The 17,611-nt window shown below is 72.8% G+C and carries 16 protein-coding genes and 2 pseudogenes; 9 read left to right on the top strand and 9 right to left on the bottom strand.

Annotated elements, in window-relative coordinates; genetic code table 11:
- Positions 1-777: 777 nt before the first annotated feature.
- Both QMQ26_RS36745 and QMQ26_RS36740 read right to left on the bottom strand, forming a co-directional pair.
- Complete coding sequence (locus QMQ26_RS36745; RefSeq protein ID WP_282206764.1) at positions 778-1,491, bottom strand: discoidin domain-containing protein; 714 nt, start codon at positions 1,489-1,491, stop codon at positions 778-780.
- A 792-nt stretch (positions 1,492-2,283) separates the two neighbouring features.
- Positions 2,284-2,553 (bottom strand): helix-turn-helix domain-containing protein, encoded by a 270-nt coding sequence (locus QMQ26_RS36740; RefSeq protein ID WP_282206690.1) that lies wholly within the window; start codon positions 2,551-2,553, stop codon positions 2,284-2,286.
- Positions 2,554-3,406: 853 nt separating this feature from the next.
- Between QMQ26_RS36740 and QMQ26_RS36735 the strand changes: the two genes are divergently transcribed.
- A complete protein-coding gene (locus QMQ26_RS36735) occupies positions 3,407-3,628 on the top strand; it encodes a hypothetical protein (protein WP_282204276.1) in 222 nt (73 codons plus the stop codon).
- A gap of 224 nt (positions 3,629-3,852) precedes the next feature.
- Positions 3,853-4,727: pseudogene (locus QMQ26_RS36730) on the top strand (IS5 family transposase).
- A 10-nt stretch (positions 4,728-4,737) separates the two neighbouring features.
- Here QMQ26_RS36730 and QMQ26_RS36725 read toward each other — a convergent pair.
- From QMQ26_RS36725 to QMQ26_RS36695, 7 genes are all read right to left on the bottom strand, one after another.
- Positions 4,738-5,259 carry a hypothetical protein gene (locus QMQ26_RS36725; RefSeq protein ID WP_282204275.1) on the bottom strand — a complete coding sequence of 174 codons (522 nt, stop codon included), beginning with the start codon at positions 5,257-5,259 and terminating at the stop codon, positions 4,738-4,740.
- Between the two features lie 290 nt (positions 5,260-5,549).
- Positions 5,550-6,419: a class II glutamine amidotransferase gene (locus QMQ26_RS36720; RefSeq protein WP_282206763.1), complete on the bottom strand. Its 870-nt coding sequence runs from the start codon at positions 6,417-6,419 to the stop codon at positions 5,550-5,552.
- 643 nt (positions 6,420-7,062) lie between these two features.
- A complete protein-coding gene (locus tag QMQ26_RS36715; RefSeq protein ID WP_199846877.1) occupies positions 7,063-7,353 on the bottom strand; it encodes a hypothetical protein in 291 nt (96 codons plus the stop codon).
- A gap of 87 nt (positions 7,354-7,440) precedes the next feature.
- Entirely contained in the window at positions 7,441-7,749 is a 309-nt protein-coding gene (locus QMQ26_RS36710; protein WP_282206762.1) for a hypothetical protein, read from the bottom strand.
- A 258-nt stretch (positions 7,750-8,007) separates the two neighbouring features.
- Entirely contained in the window at positions 8,008-8,133 is a 126-nt protein-coding gene (locus QMQ26_RS36705) for a hypothetical protein (protein ID WP_282206761.1), read from the bottom strand.
- A gap of 459 nt (positions 8,134-8,592) precedes the next feature.
- On the bottom strand, positions 8,593-8,799 hold the full coding sequence (locus tag QMQ26_RS36700) for a hypothetical protein (RefSeq protein ID WP_282206760.1): 207 nt from the start codon (positions 8,797-8,799) through the stop codon (positions 8,593-8,595).
- A gap of 279 nt (positions 8,800-9,078) precedes the next feature.
- On the bottom strand, positions 9,079-9,495 hold the full coding sequence (locus tag QMQ26_RS36695; RefSeq protein ID WP_100834333.1) for a spore-associated protein A: 417 nt from the start codon (positions 9,493-9,495) through the stop codon (positions 9,079-9,081).
- A gap of 248 nt (positions 9,496-9,743) precedes the next feature.
- On the opposite strand from QMQ26_RS36695, the gene QMQ26_RS36690 reads away from it, so the two are divergent.
- The 7 genes and pseudogenes from QMQ26_RS36690 to QMQ26_RS36660 all read left to right on the top strand — a co-directional run.
- Positions 9,744-10,154: a hypothetical protein gene (locus QMQ26_RS36690; RefSeq protein ID WP_282206759.1), complete on the top strand. Its 411-nt coding sequence runs from the start codon at positions 9,744-9,746 to the stop codon at positions 10,152-10,154.
- Between the two features lie 435 nt (positions 10,155-10,589).
- Positions 10,590-10,991 carry a hypothetical protein gene (locus tag QMQ26_RS36685; RefSeq protein ID WP_282206758.1) on the top strand — a complete coding sequence of 134 codons (402 nt, stop codon included), beginning with the start codon at positions 10,590-10,592 and terminating at the stop codon, positions 10,989-10,991.
- 1,940 nt (positions 10,992-12,931) lie between these two features.
- Complete coding sequence (locus tag QMQ26_RS36680) at positions 12,932-13,786, top strand: NAD(P)H-binding protein (protein ID WP_282206757.1); 855 nt, start codon at positions 12,932-12,934, stop codon at positions 13,784-13,786.
- 714 nt (positions 13,787-14,500) lie between these two features.
- Positions 14,501-15,451, top strand: coding sequence for an acyl-CoA dehydrogenase (locus tag QMQ26_RS36675; protein ID WP_404814263.1), 951 nt, complete (start codon positions 14,501-14,503; stop codon positions 15,449-15,451).
- Positions 15,448-16,260 carry a PIG-L deacetylase family protein gene (locus QMQ26_RS36670; protein ID WP_282206755.1) on the top strand — a complete coding sequence of 271 codons (813 nt, stop codon included), beginning with the start codon at positions 15,448-15,450 and terminating at the stop codon, positions 16,258-16,260. Before QMQ26_RS36675 ends, QMQ26_RS36670 begins: the two co-directional genes overlap by 4 nt.
- The gene (locus QMQ26_RS36665) at positions 16,257-16,916 is read left to right on the top strand and encodes a methyltransferase domain-containing protein (protein WP_282206754.1); all 660 of its coding nucleotides are present in this window, start codon (positions 16,257-16,259) and stop codon (positions 16,914-16,916) included. The genes QMQ26_RS36670 and QMQ26_RS36665 overlap by 4 nt, the downstream gene beginning before the upstream one ends.
- Positions 16,913-17,590: pseudogene (locus QMQ26_RS36660) on the top strand (glycosyltransferase); the annotation flags it as partial. The gene QMQ26_RS36665 and the pseudogene QMQ26_RS36660, both read left to right, overlap by 4 nt.
- Between the last annotated feature and the right edge of the window lie 21 nt (positions 17,591-17,611).

Genomic DNA, 17,611 nt, shown 5'->3' with positions numbered 1-17,611 from the left:
AAACAGCGCGGCCAGTCCGTCCGCCGGCGGGTCCAGGAACACTGACAGCGGCGGCAGTGCCTCCCCGGCCACCCGCGCGACGTGCCGTGCCTGCTGCCAAGCGCGTAACCGCCCGAAGGTGACAACCGCCTCGGCGATCAAACCGCCTGCGGCACCACACGCCGCAGCCTCGAGCCAGGTCATCATCATGTCCCGCCCTCCCCCGCTCCGGCGCACCGCCCACTGCTGAACGCCCATGCCCAGCAAAGGACTTCATCATGCACACAGGAACCCGATCCTGTTCGGCCAACGACCGAACACACCCTCAGGCCGGGGCCACGCGGAAGGGGAGCGCGAAATGGCGGAACATCGACCGGCAGGGCTCCCGAGAACCGGATCACCCGAGGAACATCCCAGCGGTGACCTCGGAGATCCGGGTGGGCACGGCGTGACGGGACAAGACCACTGCACCCGCCCGCCCGCCACTGCCGCGCACGAGACCCCTACACGACCGACCCCCACCTACTCACACCGACCACCGACCAGTCCACCAACCGGTCCACCAACGGCGCGAGCCCCGGCTGTGAGGCCCGAACGTCCGCGCCGTTGTCCGCCCTGGTCGACTCCCCCAGGAATTCGGTCATCGAACCTCGGCGGGTCCAAAACTCCCGGTCCCGGTTCCGGGCGACGCCCCCGGCCGCCCTGCCGTGCGACACCTCCCAGTGGTACGTGTCACCGGAAGAGGACCCGCCCGCGCCGGCGGTGGTCCGGGCGGGTGGGCGCCGGACCAGGGGCGGGTCAGCTGACGGTAACCTCGCCGAGGAGCAGGTAGTAGTCGCCGAACTGATCGGGGCTCAGCCGGGTGGCGACGATCCGGACGTACCGGGCCGTGGCCGGGGTGAAGGTGAAGGTCTGGCCGGCGGCGCCCGGGCGGGGCCGACCGGTCCGGGACGCGACGGTGGTCCAGGCGGCGTTGTCGGCGGAGACCTGCACGGTGAAATCGACCGGGAAACCCAGCCCGGTGTTCGCGCCGTCGGTGCGGGGAACGAGTTGCACCTGACTGATCACGTCGGCGCTCTGCAGGTCGACGGCGAGCCACTCGTTGGCCGTGGCGGTCGGGGACTTGGCGCTGGTCCAGCCCATCGAGTAGCCGAGCGCTGAGTTCAGTACGCCGTCGGTGGCGGCGGCGCGCCGCCAGCCGGCGGACTCCAGGCTGCTGGAGGACCGGACCGGACGATTGACGGCGAGGTTGCCGCCGACGGTCTCGATCTCGGCCAGTTGCATGTGGTGGTTGCCGTGCGGGTCGATGCGCAGCTTGGTGCCGATCACCCTGACGTAGCGGACGTCCACGGCCGGGAAGGCGAAGGACTGCGCGGAGACGGCGGACCTGAGGCAGTCCTTGCGGCCGGCGACGCTGGTCCAGGCGTCGTCGTCGGCGGAGACCTGCACGGTGAAATCGACCGGGAAACCGAGCCCGGTGTTCGCGCCGTCGGCCCACGCACAGCTGCGCACCCAGCCCGACTTCTCCGCCTTGACGAGCTCGACGGCGACCGCGCTGAGAACCCCCCGATCAGGGCCTCCTCGGCACCGACCCCGGGATCGTAACGCCACGGGTCCGTACTGATCACGAGCACCATTGGTGTCGCCGTCGGGTGCCTGCGGGGCGAACCCGTCCTCCACCAGGCGCAGCACCGTGATCTTGTCGCTACCCCACCCTCCCGAAATGCCGACAGTCACCAGGTCGAGCGCCTCATCCAGCACGGCCCGCAGCGCTACGGACCGACACCCGGAACTCCACCGACCGTTGATTCCGGCACCGCTGATGTCGGGTCCGACCCGAAGGCGACGACCACCATCGTGCCCGTGGGCCAGAGGCCGGGCTGCGGCAGGCCCCTGGCGCAAGGAACAGATCGGGACCGACCGCAGGGCCGCGGCCACGCTGTCGTCCGGCGCGGCAACGGATCTGGTGTCGAATCCGCCCGCAAGCCCGGCCTGGGCGCCGCACGGTGCGGTTCGAACCGGCCGGTGCAACGCGGTGCCGGCCTCCACCGCAGGCCGTACAAGCCACACCGGACCTGCCCCGAAGTCCCGACACACGTCGACGTCCGGCCGAGGCGGGTCGGATGCGCCGGTGCGAGTCGGTGAAGATCGGGCTGCGAGGGCCTGCCGGCACCGGGCCACAGCCCGTGCCGGTGCCGGGGCGCCCCGGCCGGGCGGCGCGTGGAAGCAGCCCCTGCTCGGGCGGCGGCGGGCTGTGGCCGCGCCGCCCTGGCGAGGAAGGGTGCACCACCGAAAGCCGCCCGATCAGATGTCCGAAGCGGAATCCTGCCTACGGAGCTGCTCATTGATACGCAGGGCCTCTTCGAGCTGATCCTCGAGAATGATGATGCGGCAAGCCGCCTCGATAGGCGTGCCCTGATCGACAAGGTCACGGGCACGCATCGCGATCCGCAACTGATAGCGAGAGAAACGACGGTGACCACCCCCAGAACGCAGAGGGGTGATGACGCCCTGCTCGCCCAGGGCGCGCAGGAAGCCGGCCGTGGTGCCGGTCATCTCGGCGGCGCGGCCCATGGTGTAGGCGGGGTAGTCGTCATCGTCGAAGGAGTTGACTGTGTCGGGGATGTGGGGCCGGTTGGTTGCCGTTGTCACTGCACCTCTTCCTGCTACCTGGTTCGAGAACGCGTCGAGGGGCCCCGGCGCCGTTACGGCTCCGGGGCCCCGAAGGGGTACCACACCATCCACCGGCCCTGGGCCGGTGTTCTCTACTTCCGCACCCGCCCCGTCGAGGGGGCGTGCGGGATCGCGTATGCGTGACCGGAAACCACCGTCCTTCGTACTCTCAGGGGTCTGCGGTGTCCGCCCGGACGAGCACTGCTGCCTCACCGGCCGGGCGATCCTGATGGCGCTCGTGCCCTCCGTTTCCTCTGCGTGATTCCTGCGAACTACTGATTCCAACTGACTGGGTACTGCCGACTCAACACGCGCGCCCGCAGTCCGGCGCCTTTGCTGAGATCCCGCGTACTGCGACTGCTGCGACTGCCGTACTGCGGCTTCGCTTCACTTCCGACTTCACTGCGGTACTGCCGGTGGCGGCCCCTGATCACCGCGGGCCACCCGGCCCGGCCGCCAGCCCCGTCGCCGCACTGCACCAATCCTGGCGTGGCTTCGAAGCTCCGCGACCGTGCCGACCTGCAAACTTCCGGCACTACCGGTACCGCTCCCGCCAGTTCGTGTCTGGCGGTTCCGTCGACTTCTTCCTCACGAGAGAGACACTAACCCCGCCCCGCGACGATGTCTACCTCGGCCGGCATAGATTTTTCCGTGTCCCGCGAAGAGATAATCTTCGGGGCCGAGCCGACGAGGACAACACCGCCCCGCCACCCGCGCCACCCGCCAGCCGACCAGCAGAAGGGGCCAGCACCCCGTGCCAACGATCCGAACGCCCGAGCCCCACCCCCAGGCATCACTGCTCACCGCCCTCGCCGAAGCCGTCCGCGACCGCGACGAACGGGCCCTGCGCCGACTGCTCGCCCGCCTCGCCGAACAGATCACCCTCACCGACCTGCCGAACCTGCGCAGCGCACTCGAAACCCGCCGCCGCAACAACCGCCCGGAGCCGGACGCCCGACACACCGGCAACCCCTGACACCCACCCCTCCCACAAGACCCGCACAACGACCCGGCGCCGATCAACCCCACCCCGGCACCGCACCTGCACCAAAGCGGCAGAGCGGGAGCCGGTAGACCGGCATGCCAGGGCCCGGTACCACAGCACCGCAAGAAGCGGCCTGCCGCCGAAGCCGGGACGACTCCCCCGACAGCTAGGCCGTGTATCGAAAGTAGATCTTGGGCTGGGGGTGATCTCGGTTCATGGGTCGGGGAGATCTCACGGACGAGCAGTGGGCGGTGGTGGAGCCGTTGTTGCCGAAGGGCGCCAGGGCGGGGTGACCGCCGGTCTGGGCTCGGCGGCAGCTGATCGACGGCATACGGTTCCGTGTCCGGACCGGTGTTCCGTGGCGGGACGTCCCCGCCGAGTACGGACCATGGAGTCGGGTGTACGACCTGTTCCGCCGGTGGCAGCGGAACGGCACCCGGCAACGGATCCTCACCCGGCTCCAGTCCATGGCGGACGCGAAGGGTGCGATCACGTGGGACCTGAGCGTCGGCTCCACGGTCTGCCGCGCGCATCAGCATGCGGCCGGAGCCCGTAGCCACGGCGAGTTGCAGAAGGAACCGCCGGGCGGAATCCTCACCGAGCCCGGTGACCATGGGCTGGGGAGGTCACGCGGCGGGTTCACCACAAGCTCCACCTGGCGGTCGAGCAGGGCCAGAAGCCCATGTCGATCGTGGTGACCGCCGGGCAGCGCGGGGACTCGCCGCAGTTCGAAGCCATACTGGAGAGGGTCCGCGTGCCCCGCCTCGGACCGGGCCAGCCGCGTGGCCGTCCCGATCGCGTGCGGGCGGACCGGGCCTACGCCTCCTGCAAGAACCGCGCCTACCTCCGCCGCCGAGGGATCCGCTGCACCATCCCCGGCAAGGCCGACCAGGCACGCAACCGGCGGAAGCTCGGCTCTCGCGGTGGCCGACCACCGAGGTTCGACAGGACCGACTACCGCGAACGTCACGCGGTCGAGTGCGGGATCAACCGCCTCGAGAGGAACCGCGCCGTCGCCACGCGATACGACAAACTCGCGGTCCGCTACGAGGCGACCGTCCTCGTCGCGGCAATCAACGAGTGGCTGTGACCCCTGGCCCTCACGCGGTGGGATCCACGTTCCACGTCTCCGGTAGATCGCTGCCGCAGAAGACACAGACGAAGTCGTCCTCGCGCACGATGTTGTGCTCCTGGCAGTTGGGGCACCGGCGGAACACCACCTGATGGGTGAAGCCGGAGGGCCGCACAAGTTCTGCGTCGTCCAGAGCATGAGCAACTGCCGACCAGGAGATCACGTCCGGGCAGTATCCGGTGGACTGGTTGCTGACCTCGCCCACGGTCCACCGGTCTGCCTCGCGCGTGAAGCTGATCTCGCCGGCACTCAGAACCATGCCTCCGCCGGCGCAGGCCACGTGCTCGCTTCGCCGCGGCGCCAGCCGGAGCACACCGTCCGTGCCGACCACGAAGGTGAACGGTTCGGTCAGCTCCGCTGCCGATCGCTCGGCGATCCAACCGTTGAAGTCAGCCGCCGAGCTGATCGGGCATCCGCCGCTGCCAGGCCGGACCGCAGCCTTCAGCTCAACCGGTCCGACGTATCGGTAACTCCGCCCCCGCGCACTCACATCAGCCCACCTAAAGCAATTCCGACACACGCCCTAGACCCACCCGGGAGGCGCAGCGTCCAGGAGGTGGACACCGTGGCGCGCTCCACCCCACCGGCCGGCCGACCGGGACGGCGGCCGCGAGCCGGGATGGCGAGCAGCACGGCCGCAGACGTGGCCCCGACCGCGGCGGACAGCTCCTGCGCGCGCTCCACGGCGCCGACGCCCTCGAACACCGCGCACCTCCCGGCGGTACCAGCCGCGCCCCGGCCGCGCCCCGGCCAAGGACACCTCGACGGCGCGGGTGAGGCTCAGCTCCCCTTCTGGGAAGCAGCGGCCTCGGGCTCCAGGTCGGCCAGGGACAGGCGGTGAACCGGCTCGCCCGCCAGGACGGTCCGCCGGGTGACGGTGTGGTCGGCGCCGACGTGCAGCAGTTCCCCCGACTCCATCAGCCTCCAGTGCGGATCGTCGTCCATCCGCTCGCTGGCGATCACCGTCGCCCGGGTGCGGGCGAGGTCGCCGGAGTGGACGTGCATGCGTCCGGCGGTGCCCGCGTGGTCCAGGTGCCGGTCGCCGTGGTGGCCGCCGGGCCGGCGCTCGAGGACGTACAGCTCGTGGGTGTCCGGGTAGCGCAGCGCCCACAGCTCGTCGGCGGTGGTGAGAACGATGTTGAGGGCGTAGACGGGCAGGTTCTCGGCCACCCAGCGGGCCGCCGCCTCGATGCCGGCCGCGACGTCACCGCCACGGGCGGCACTCTCCCGGGTGATCAGGGCGAAGAACCGTTCGGAGTCGGTGTCCCCCTTCACCAGCGACCGGGCCGGCCCGAGACGGACGTCGAGCCGATCGAGGCCCCCGATCACCCCATTGTGTGCGAACAGCCGCCCGTCCTGCTCGAACGGATGGGTGTTGACGCCCTCCAGCCCTCCGGTGGAGGCGAACCGGATGTGCGCCAGGAACGTCATCGACTCCACCACCGCGGCATCCTCGGCGAACGCCCGGTCCCGGAACGCCGCCACGGGAGCCTTGTGCACCTGCGGCGCCCCCTCGGCGGTGAAGTAGCCCAACCCCGTACCGTCCGGCTCACGACGGCTCTGCGCACTAAGATTGTCCGGCGCCTCCAGGAGCCAGAACGTCGCGCGGCTGCGCCTGGGAGCACTGCTCATCCCGAACAGACGACACATGGAAGTCCCACCTCTCCGCCACCACGACCGGACGCCCCCGGGCAGTCCGGCCCGCAACACCCGAGCCGATCCCGACCCACGTCCAGGCCGATCGGGCCCTCCGCCCGTGCCGTGCGCACGAGCGGTCGCACCGCTCCTGCCCCGACCACGCACCCGCATGCCCGGGCACCGGCCATCCGTCCCCGGTCCCCAGGCACCGGGGAAGACACCCTCGCCACCTGTCACCCCCGGCGGACGGCACCTCCCCGCCGACGTCAACCACCCACTCCCCCGGCCTCGATCAGCGAGGAGGAGACCCCACCGGCCCTACACCGTGAAGGGACACGGTCACAGCCGGCCGAACCCGCCGGCAGATGCCGAAACCCACCTACAGCCCACCGGCACAGGCCCGCACCGGCGAAACCGGACCACACCCGGCACCCACCGCCACAGCCTCGACAACAACCTACCGCCCGACCACCCCGGGAACCTGCCCCCGCACGACCCGCACGACCCGCACGACCCGCTCAACCGGCTCGCGGCTCTTGACGACGGCTCCTGCCGGCATGCGCGAGGCACGGCCACCGGGGCAGGAAGAACCTCACCGACGGGCCGGGGCGGAGAACGCCGGGCCGCCCGGCGGCGACCTCCCGGGCGGAGGCGTTCAGCAGAACCAGCCGTCCTGCACCCAGCCGTGCCGGTTGATGTCGCCGTAGGCGAAGCCGTACACCCAGCCGCTCTGGACGCGTTCGACCGTGAACGTCTGACCGGTGTACAGGGTGCCCGTCCAGGCGCCGCCCGGTGCGGTACGGACGTACAGATCCTGGGCACAGACGGTCTCGCGGTGCCCGACGGTGCCGTTGGCCGCCGCGGCGGTGCCGACGGTCGCCGTCACCGCCGTCACGAGGACGCAGGCGCTCGCGGCGACGCGCAGGAGGGTGCGGGATGCGGTCACGAGGGGGTCTCCTTCGTCGAGTACGGGCCGGCGGGATGGCCGGGGGGATGATCGGGTGCGCGGGGGGCGTCACCGGCGTCACCGGCGTCACCAGGAGTCGTACCCGCCCAGGCACTCGTTGCGGACGTAGCCCCAGTCGCCCTTGCCGAAGTCGAACGTCGCCGCCCAGCCGTTGTAGACCGGGTGCACACCCCTGGTGTGGCCGACCTTGTTGCCGTAGCCGAGCACCCGCACCAGCCCCACCGGCCCCGACGCGCTGTCGTAGTTGGCGTAGAAACTCGCGCTCTGGCAGACGATGACGGCGTGTTCGGGCGGCACCACCGCCTCGCCGCTACCGGCCGGCACGACGACGGCCGCCACGGCGGCCACCCCCGTCAGCGCGCGTACGACGGACATCCGCATGATCGGCTCCTCTGATCGGCAGAACTGCCTGGCGGGACGGGCGACGTGCTACGGCGGTACGAACGCAGGGCGGCACACGGACCGGACGTGCCGGTGCGCGGATACGGGAGACCAGGATGACGTGTCCAGACCAGAAAAGGGAAGGGGCACTCCCGGAAGACCCGCCGCACGGCCCCCGCCGCCGACCCGACACGCGCGAGACCACCGCGGTCCGCCCAGAACACCCGCGACACCCCGAACGGCCAAAGCGCTTTATTCCGCGGGCAGTTGGAAACCGAGCCACGCGGCCCCGAGGTCCCAGGAAGCCGGGACCACCCGGTCCTCGGTCGGCAGTCCGATCACCGCGCCCAGCCACTCCGGCATCTCCTCGATGCCCACGCCCACTACCGTCACCCCCGGCACCAGCCGACCCGTAGGTCTCGATGATCTTCTTGAAGTCCTCCGGGAGAATGGTTCCCAGGAGGTCTTCCACCGGCCCCCAGTCGGTCACTGCGGGCCGGCCCGGGCGCCTCGGGTCGATCGCCTCGAACGCTTAGTCGATGCACTCGCCCATGGTCTTACCCCTGCTGGAAGGTGCATTTTTTGGGCTTCGCCGGCGGCCTTGAGGTCGAGGGCGGCCTGGGCTTCGCGGGTCCGGTCGGTCTCGGCACGGTAGGGCTCGCACTCCTCCTCGCCGTCCCAGCTCCCCTGAAGTTCGGTGTCGTAGGTCGCATCGTCCGGACGCCGGCCGCAGGTCGGGCAGTAGTGGCGCTGCATGTCCTGCTCGTGCTCGGCGGCCTGGCCGCCCGGGTGCGGCCAGGCCGGATCGACGGGGAGCGCCCCAGCGCGCGCCCAGAGTCACATCGTGTGCACCTCGACCGAAAAGCCACGGGCGAGGACACCGTTGAGGTGCTCCGCGTGGGCGCCGAGCCACTGCTCGGCAGGGCCGATGGGGGAGCTGATCCCGAGAAGCACATAGTCCCCGGAATCGTCGGTGCTCTGCCCGCAGACGCAGCACAGCAAGCGTTGGATCATGGTCTGTGCGGGACTCGTCTCATTGGACATGGGCGGCAGGTTAACGGGCCCGGGCCGTACGGCGTGAGGATTTACCGCCCCTCACTGGAGTGGCAACCAGGGTGGACAGGCAAGTCTGCAGAGGCCGTCCGGCTGGGACGGCTTCTGGCTGACGCTGCCGTCCCGGCCGGAGCGGCGGCGAGCAGTTCCCCCGGTGCGGCGCGCGGCATCAGCTGCTCCCGCGCCCGCGGGGGTAAGCCGTACCGGAGGCCCGCAGCCGTACCGACGGCAGCGGGCCCCGGAGCGCCACGGGATCAAGGGATCAAGCGATCAGCCGCAGTGGGAGTCGAAGCCGCCGCTGACGTTCTCCCCGATCCCGCCCTCCCAGTCGATGCAGGAGTTGGGTGCGTAGAGGTACACCGGGCCGGCGTACGTCGTGTAGTAGTCCTCGTCCAGGGCCGCCCACTTGGAGGCACCGGCCTTCTTCAGCCCGGCGAGCATCTGCAGGGCGGGGCCCGGGTTGTTGCGGATCGTCACCACGCAGTTCTTGCCGGTGGAGCTGCTGTAGGTCAGCCAGACCGTGCCGCCGGAGTTGAGGTCCCGGTGGTCGATGGTGCTGTAGCCCGATCCACAGACCCCGTTGTACGAGGCCGCCTGGGCGGTCGCCGGTACGGCTGTCGCGATGCCGCCGGCCACCAGGGCCAGCACTCCGGCCCGGGCGACGGTTCGCTTGCTTCGCTGGTGCATGCGGTGCTGCGCTCCACTCTCGTGCGGCCGCCGGGCGGCTGCCCGGACGGGAGTTCGAGAGCGTAGGCGACGGCGGTAGCGGCCGCGTATCGCCCACCGGGCGAAGGCGGGCCACCGGAACAGCCGGTCCCCGCCGGCGGCCGCCCGGTGGGTGCCGCTGTGGCGGTTGACCCAGTCGCGCCGCCGATCCCGCCGAGTCCGCCGGCCACCGCACGGCCGAGCAGCTCCCGCTGCTGCGCGAGGCGCCGGTGCCGGTGCTCACCGCGGCGGTGGAACTGCTCGCCCTGCTGGCCGACAGCGAGGACCCGGTGACCCGGAAGGCGGCGGTGGCGACGGCGGCCCGGCTGCGCGCGGCCGTCGAACAGGGCGGCCCCGACTCGGACGGCGGGTCCTCGCATCGAACAGGGCTGAGATCAAAGGTCGCCGACGAGCCGGGCCGAGGCGGTGAGGAGGAAAAGCCGTCCGGCCTCGGCCGCGGGCCGGAAGTCGAAGACGCTGGCGAAAGGGCCGGTCACCAGCAGCAGGGTACGGCGGTCGCGCAGGCGGCGGCGCCAATGCCGGTCCGCGCCGATCTCACCGTCGAACCAGGCACTCCCCCCAGGCCGGTCAGGCCCAGCAGCACCGAGCAGGCGGTTGCCAGCGAGCGCGAGGAGGCGTAGGAGGCGGGCGAGGACATGCGTACTCCGTCTTCGTACAAGGAGGAAGAGAGCCGCACTCTACCGTCCGCCCACGACCGATATTCACGCAAAATCCCAGCTCAGAGCCACTTTGACCACGTACGAGAGAGAAGATCCCCGCGCCCCACGCCCCCGGCCGGCAGGACGCGCCCGGGCAGGGCTGGGCTGGGCTGGGCTGCGACACCCTGGACGTGGTCCTGGTGGCGGGGTCGGGCGGGGGCGTTGGGCAACGGGCCTGTCAGGTCGGTCAGGTTCCGCAGCACCACCCGCTACCGCTGGCCGGGGGTGGCGGGGCGCTCGGCGAAAGTGAAGCGCAGGAAGCAGTCGTATGACTGAAGCGCCGTGCGTGAGCGGGACGGCACAGTGGGGTGATCGGACGAACAGACAGGCCGGGTCCACAGCATGGGAGTTGCCACCTTGAACACACTGTCGGGCAAACTGGTGAAGACGGCGGGCGTCCTGGGTCTCGCCGTGGCCGCGCTGGCCACCGTGTCGGCCTCCCCAGCCGGGGCGAGCGCCTCGGCCACGGCCAGCTGCACCAAGTACTACAGATTCGACAACGTCCAGGTCCAGGTCGACAACTGCTCCGACGGCTGGGTCTGGATCTACACCGGCGACGGTACCTACTACACGGCCACCGTCGAGATCTCGGTGGGCTTCGGGGGCGGGGAGACGAAGAAGCTGACGGCCGACCGGGGCAAGGCCACGGCGCAGAAGTTCATCCAGGTCGGGAGCATCAAGATCTGCGGCACCAAGTGGCTCGGCATTCCCTACGCCAGTCCGTGGTGGACCTACTGCACCGCCGACATCTCCGTCTGACCCGCCGGTCGTGAGCGCGCAGGCAGCTTGTTGACGGCGTCAGGTCTGTGCCGCCCCTTGATGGGGGGCGGCACAGACCTGACTGCCCGGTCCACACTCGCTCCCGGCGGCTGACCCCGCTTCACGCCGCATGGCCCACCCGCAGTACGGCCCGGCAGGATGCTCTTGGACCACCAGACCACTGCCACCCGGCACCCGGCACCCGGCACCCGGCACCCGGCACCCGGCACCCGAGTAGAGCACCAATTCGGGCACGGCGACGTCCAGATTGAGGAGTCATCCGCGCATCCTGGACGTTTCGTCGCACCCCACGGCCGGCTGCCTACAGCCCGGCTGCGACCGCCGATCCGGTCCGCACTTTCCCTGCCGCCACGGAACCGGCCGCCTTGACGCACCGACCGGAAGAACCCGGCTTTCTTTCAACTCCTCTTGATGGCGATCCAGTTCGCGCTGTACGCGTGGTGGTGCGACGCGGCGGTCAGCGGGCGAGGGTGATGGTAAGTGGCTTGGCCGCGTTGGGCCCGGGCACGCCTTGTGGTGACTGAGAGTACTGACTTCGGACGCCTGTGCGGCGACCCCCGGCGTCGTGCCACTGGGTATGAGGTGTATGCGGGTCCTCTACGACCCAGTTGAACCGGGAATTCGAAATGGAATTTATACAGAATTAACCAGGCCGCAGAAACCGCAGAAAAAATTCCCGCGAGGGCGCGATTTACTATTCTGTGAACTTTTCCGAATCCTTGGTGTCGGCGGCATTCAGCGCGGCACTGCCGTGTCCGGACGGTTACCCGGCCGGACACGGCAGTGATCGGCGGGGGGTGCTCAGCAGGCGCCGTGGAGCTTGACAGTGCCGACCCAGAGGCTGCCGTCATTGTTGATGCTGACGGACGTACCGGCCGCGCCCTGAGTGCCGGAGGCCCACACCGTCATTGCCCGGGGCACCGTGCTGAGCGGTCTCGCCGCTGACCTGCCGAGGGTGGGCGAGCCCCTTGAGCAGGCCCCGGGCATCAGCGCGGCACCGGGCCGCAGGGTGCAGCGGGCCCACTGCTCCGTTCCGGACGACGCCGGGGACGAAGACCAACGCGCAAGGGATGTGGTGGCCGCGGAGCAGATGGGCGCAAGATGCGCTGATCGCCGCTCCCCCGCGCCGACGGGCCGTCGCTCTCGGCGTCGAACCGGACAAGGGGTTCACCGGCTTGAGCCGGATGCCGGTCGGCATCGAGGAGCGGTAGACGTCGCTGGTCGTTCCAACGCCATACCGGATGACAACGGCTCGCGGTCCGGCCGGTGCCCGCCCTCCGGCGGCGGTCGGGGCGGTCGGGGCGGTCGGCGAGACCATCCGGTCCGTGGTCGCGCCCGCCGCCGTCTTGCCTGGGGTCAGCGTTCCCGCGCGTTCGAGCACGGGCCCGGCTCTGGGGCGTCTTCGGCTGCGGGCCGCCGGCGTGTTCCTCGCCTGCGGACGGCGGGTGTCTCCCCGGTGGTCGGCCTCATCTCCCGGCCGGCCGGAAGCCGCCCTGGCCCGCGGCAGGTCGTGCGCCCTACGCCGGTGCCGCGCGGCGGCGGGCACTGGGCACGGACCATCGGTCCGGCCGAAACCCGCCCCGGTGAGAACTCGCGACGGGAGAATGCCCGCGTGCGCCTCGCCACCGAACTCGCCCGCCCCGCCTCGTCCGCTCCGCCTCGTCCGCTCCGCCTCGTCCGTCAGCCGCGGTCGAGGAGCGCGAGCTGCCCGGCGCCGCCGAGCCGTACGCGGGACGGGCGGGGAGGCAGAAGACCCGAGTACGGCCGCGTGCCGACGGCCCCACCGCCCGGTTCCTGGCGGGCCGCACCGCCGACCACCGCCTCCACGCCAGCGAAGCGCGGCCCACGGGCCGCCGTCGCGTCCCCGTTCCGCGCACCGCAGCCGCCCACCCGCCCGTACAGGGGAGGAACCCCGCACCATGAGCATCGTCGTCGCCGGCGCCAACGGCCGGCTCGGCCGCCTGACCGTCGCCGAACTCCTGCGCACCGTACCCGCCCGCGAGATCACCGCCGTGGTCCGCACCCCCGGCAAGGCGGCCGACCTCGCCGGGCGGGGCGTCACTGTCGTACCCGGCGACTACAACGACCCCGCCTCCTTCGACGGTCTCCTCCGGGCCGGTGACAAGGTACTGCTGATCTCCGGCAACGAGTTCCACCGCGACATCGTCGCCCAGCACCAGGTCGTCATCGACGCCGCCGCCCGGGCCGACGTCGCCCTGCTCGCCTACACCAGCCTGCTGGGCACCATCAGCGGCCCCGTCTCCGTCAACCACCGCAGGACCGAGGCCGCACTGCGCGCCCGCGACCTGCCCCACACCCTGCTGCGCAATGGCCTCTACCACGAGATGGCCACCGACGCCCTGGCCCCCGCCCTGCGCACCGGCACGATCGTCCGCGCCGCCGGACAGGGCCGCGTCGCCTCCGCCTCGCGCGCCGACTACGCCGCCGCGGCCGCCGCCGTCCTGACCGGCACCGGCCACGAGGGCGCCGGCTACGAACTCGGCGGCGACACCGCGTGGAGCTTCGCCGAACTCGCCGAAGAAATCTCCCGGCAGTCCGGCACCAGCGTCGTCTACCAGCCGGTGACCGCCGGCCACTACGAGAAACTCCTCACCGACACGGGCCTGCCCCAGCCGATCGCCCACGCCGTCGCCGCCCTCGACCTGAACGTCGCCGACGGCGAATGCGCCACCCGCACCGGCGACCTCTCCCGGCTCACCGGCCGCCCCACCACCCCCCTCGCCCACGCCATCGCCACCGCCCTGCACCCCTGACCCAGACACCTCAGCGGAAGAGCCTCGCAGCGGACGGCCGCACCTTCCCCGGCCGCCTCCCCCGGCCCGACCCGTACCCTCCGGGCGTGATGAGACGTGAACGACCTAGAGCAGGCCGCGCTCGCCCGCGGGCTCGCGGAACTCACCGATCGGTGACCGGCCCGGACGCGAACCGTCCGCGGTGCCCGGTCAGGCACTGCGGGAACGGAGTCGGGACCGGATCGAGCCGGACCGGCACGAGGGGCGCGTCGGCGATGTCCGGGAGGATCGGGCCGTCGAGCGGATGGCCTTCACCCGTGGGTGGGCGCCCCCTCCCCGCGGCCGCAGGGTCCGCCGGGGCTGGTCCGCGGGCGGTCGACGCAGGTGGTCGACGCGGGCGGCCGGACGCCGGGAGTCCTCCGGCGGGGGCGGGCCTGGGGCGCGGTCGGGGTGCGGGCGTCCGGGGTGGGGGGCAGAGTCGGGGGCGATGCCGGGCGGCTGTCGAATCGTCCGGTGCGATGGTGAGGAGCTCAACGTGTTCGCTGGTCCGTCCTTCCGGCCTTCCACCCTGCCGCCCTGGCCCGTCCGGGTGCCTCGGCAGCAGGGCCCCCACCCGTCCGACCGGGCCGGCAGTCCGTGAGCACCACCGTGCACGGCCGCGCCCCGGACGGGTCCGCCGGGGAGGTCTGCGCCACGGCGGGCCACCGCCGGACGATCGCCGAGGCGTTCACCCGGATGGCGGCCGACGGGGAGCTGGACCTTCCGCTGCCGGGTTCCGGGCGGACCGCGGAGCGTTGGGCGGCGCTGACCCGGTGGGCGCAGCGGGACCTGTCCCTGGCCCGGCTCGGCGAGGGCCATGCGGATGCCGTCGCGATCCTCGCCGAACTCGGGGCCCGGAGTTCGGACTTCGCGCTGGACGGCGGAGCGGGGCCGCGCTGGGGGGTGTGGGCGGCCGAGCCGCCGGGGTACCGCCTGGAGGCGCGCCGCGGTTCGGACGGCTGGCGGCTGTCCGGGGTGAAGCCGTCCTGCTCGGGCGCCCGGGTGTGCACCCACGCGCTGGTGACCGCCCGCGACGGGGAGCGGCGGCGGCTGTTCGCCGTCGAGGTGGCGCAGCCGGGCCTCGTCCCGCTGCCGGACAGCTGGCCCGGGCCGGGCATGGCGGGCAGCGACACCCTGGACGTGGTCCTGGAGGACGTCCGGGCCGTCCCCCTCGGTGAGCCGGGCGCGTACCTGGAGCGCCCCGGTTTCCACCACGGCGGGATCGGCGTCGCCGCCTGCTGGCACGGCGGGGCCCGCGCGGTCGCCCGCACGCTGCTGGAGGCCGCGCGCACGTGGGACCTGGGCCCGCACGCGCTGGCCCATCTCGGTGCCGTCGACGCGCACCTCGCCACCGTCGACGCCCTGCTGGAGGGCGCGGCCGCCGCCGTCGACGCCGACCCCCTCGACGCGGCCGGCACCGCGCGCCGCCGCACGATGCGGGTGCGGGCCGCCGTCGAGCACGCCGCCGGGGACGTGCTGGCCAGGGTCGGCCGGTCGCTGGGCGCCGCCCCGCTGGGCCACGACGCCGTGCACGCGCGGGCCGTCGCCGACCTGACCGTCTACCTGCGCCAGCACCATGCGGAGCGCGATCTGGCCGGCCTCGGCGCGGCGGCCCGCGACGCCCGTCCGGAATGGGAGGACGGATGACGGGCCGTCCGGTTCCGACGGCGGCTCCCGGCCCCGGACGGCGGGCCGCGGCCGACCCGATCCAGGCGCCCGGGACGCCGGAGCAGGACTGGCGGGCGTGGGCGCCGCTGCACCGCCTCCCCGCCGTCGACCCGCTCGCCTGCCTGCCCGCCCGCCCGGACGGCCCGCCCGTCGTCCTGGTCGTGGCGGCGCACCCCGACGACGAGGTCCTCGGCTTCGGCGGCACGATCGCCGTCCTCGCCGCGGCCGGTGTCCGGGTGCGCCTGGTGTCCGTCACCGACGGCGAGGCGTCCCATCCGCACAGCACCGCCGCCGCGGCCCGCGACCTGGCAGCCCTGCGTGCCCGGGAACTGCGCCGGGCGACACGCGAGTTGGGGGCGGACGTGCCGGCGGTGCGGCTGGGGCTGCCCGACAGCGGCGTGGCCCGCCACGAGCCGGCGCTGGCCGCCGAGCTGACCGGGCTGCTCGCGGACTGCGACCTGTGCGTGGCGCCGTTCAGCGCGGACCTGCACCCGGACCACGAAGCCGCCGGGCGCGCGGCGCTGGCGGCCGGGGCCGCGCGGGGGGTGCCGGTGTGGGAGTACCCGGTGTGGGCGTGGCACTGGGCGGTGCCGGGCGATCCGCGGCTGCCCTGGAGCCGGGCGGCGCGCATCGCACTGCCCCCGGCCGCCCGGGCCCGCAAGCACGCGGCACTGCGGTGCTTCCGCAGCCAGATCGAGCCGCTCGGCAACGGACCGGGCGACGCGGCGATCCTGCCTCCGGACGAACTCGCCCACTTCCGGCGCGACTTCGAGGTGCTCTGGCGATGACCACACCCCCGCGCCCCGCCGGAGGGCGCCCGACCGGCGCCGCCACCCCGGCCGCCTACTTCGCGGGCATGTACGCCGACCGGGACGACCCCTGGCGGCTGGCCGAGCGCTGGTACGAGCGGCGGAAGTACGCCCTCACCCTCGCGGCGCTCCCCGAGCCGCGCTACCGCAGCGCGTTCGAGCCGGGCTGCTCGGTCGGCGTCCTGTCCGCGCTGCTGGCCGAACGCTGCGACGCCCTGCTCGCGTGCGACCGGGAGGAGCGCGCCGTGGCCCGGGCCCGCCTCGCGCGGGCGCCGCACGTGCGGGTGGAGCACCGCCAACTGCCGGACGACTGGCCCGACGGTGCCTTCGACCTCGTCGTCCTGTCCGAGCTGCTGTACTACTTCACCGCCGACGACGCCGCGGACGTCCTGGAGCGGGCCGTGCACGCGTTGGAGCCGGGCGGCACGCTCCTGCTGGTCCACTGGCGCCGCCCCGTCCCGGACCACGCCCGCAGCGCCGAGGCCGTCCACGGCCAGGCCCGCGCCCACCCGGCCCTGGTGCGGATCGCCGCACACGCCGAACCGGACTTCCTGCTGGACGTCTTCGTCCGCCCGGACCGGCCCGGCACCCCGGCCGCCGACCTGTCCGTCGCCGCCGCCGAGGGCCTGACGTGATCCGCGCGGTGGCCGTCGTCGTCCCCGCCCGCGACGAGGAAGAACTGCTCGGCAGCTGCCTGGCCGCACTCCACCGGGCGCTGCGCCACCCCCGGGTACGGGCGCTGCCGCACCGAGTGGTCGTGGTGGCGGACGCCTGCACGGACGCCACCGCGGACGTCGCCCGCCGGCACGGCGCGCAGGTGCTGGAGCTGACGGCCGGCAACGTCGGGGCGGCCCGCGCGGCGGGCAGCGAACGGGCCGTGGACCTCGCCCTCACCACCGGGCCCGCCCTCACCACCGGGCCCGCCCTCGCCACCGGGCCCGCCCTCGCCCCGGCCGGAGTGTGGCTGGCCCACACCGACGCGGACTCCCGGGTCCCGCCCGAATGGCTCGCCCGCCAGCTCGACCACGCGGCTCTCGGATGGCACGCGGTCGTCGGCACCGTCCGCGTCACGGACTGGACCGGCCACCGGCAGGCCACCGCCGGGGCCTTCCGGCGGCACTACCGGCACCCGGCGGGCGCCGGAGGCCACCGCCACGTCCACGGGGCCAACCTCGCCGTCCGGGCCGACGCCTACCGCGCGGTCGGCGGTTTCCCCCCGCTGGCCGTCGGCGAGGACCGCGCCCTGGTCGCGGCCCTGGAGGCCGCCGGCCACCGCGTCAAACGGACCCCCGACACCCCCGTCACCACCTCCGCCCGGCGCGACCCCCGC

Origin of the sequence: Kitasatospora fiedleri (assembly GCF_948472415.1) — a bacterium.
Lineage (GTDB): Bacteria > Actinomycetota > Actinomycetes > Streptomycetales > Streptomycetaceae > Kitasatospora > Kitasatospora fiedleri.
This window is presented reverse-complemented; position numbering and strand designations above follow the sequence as displayed.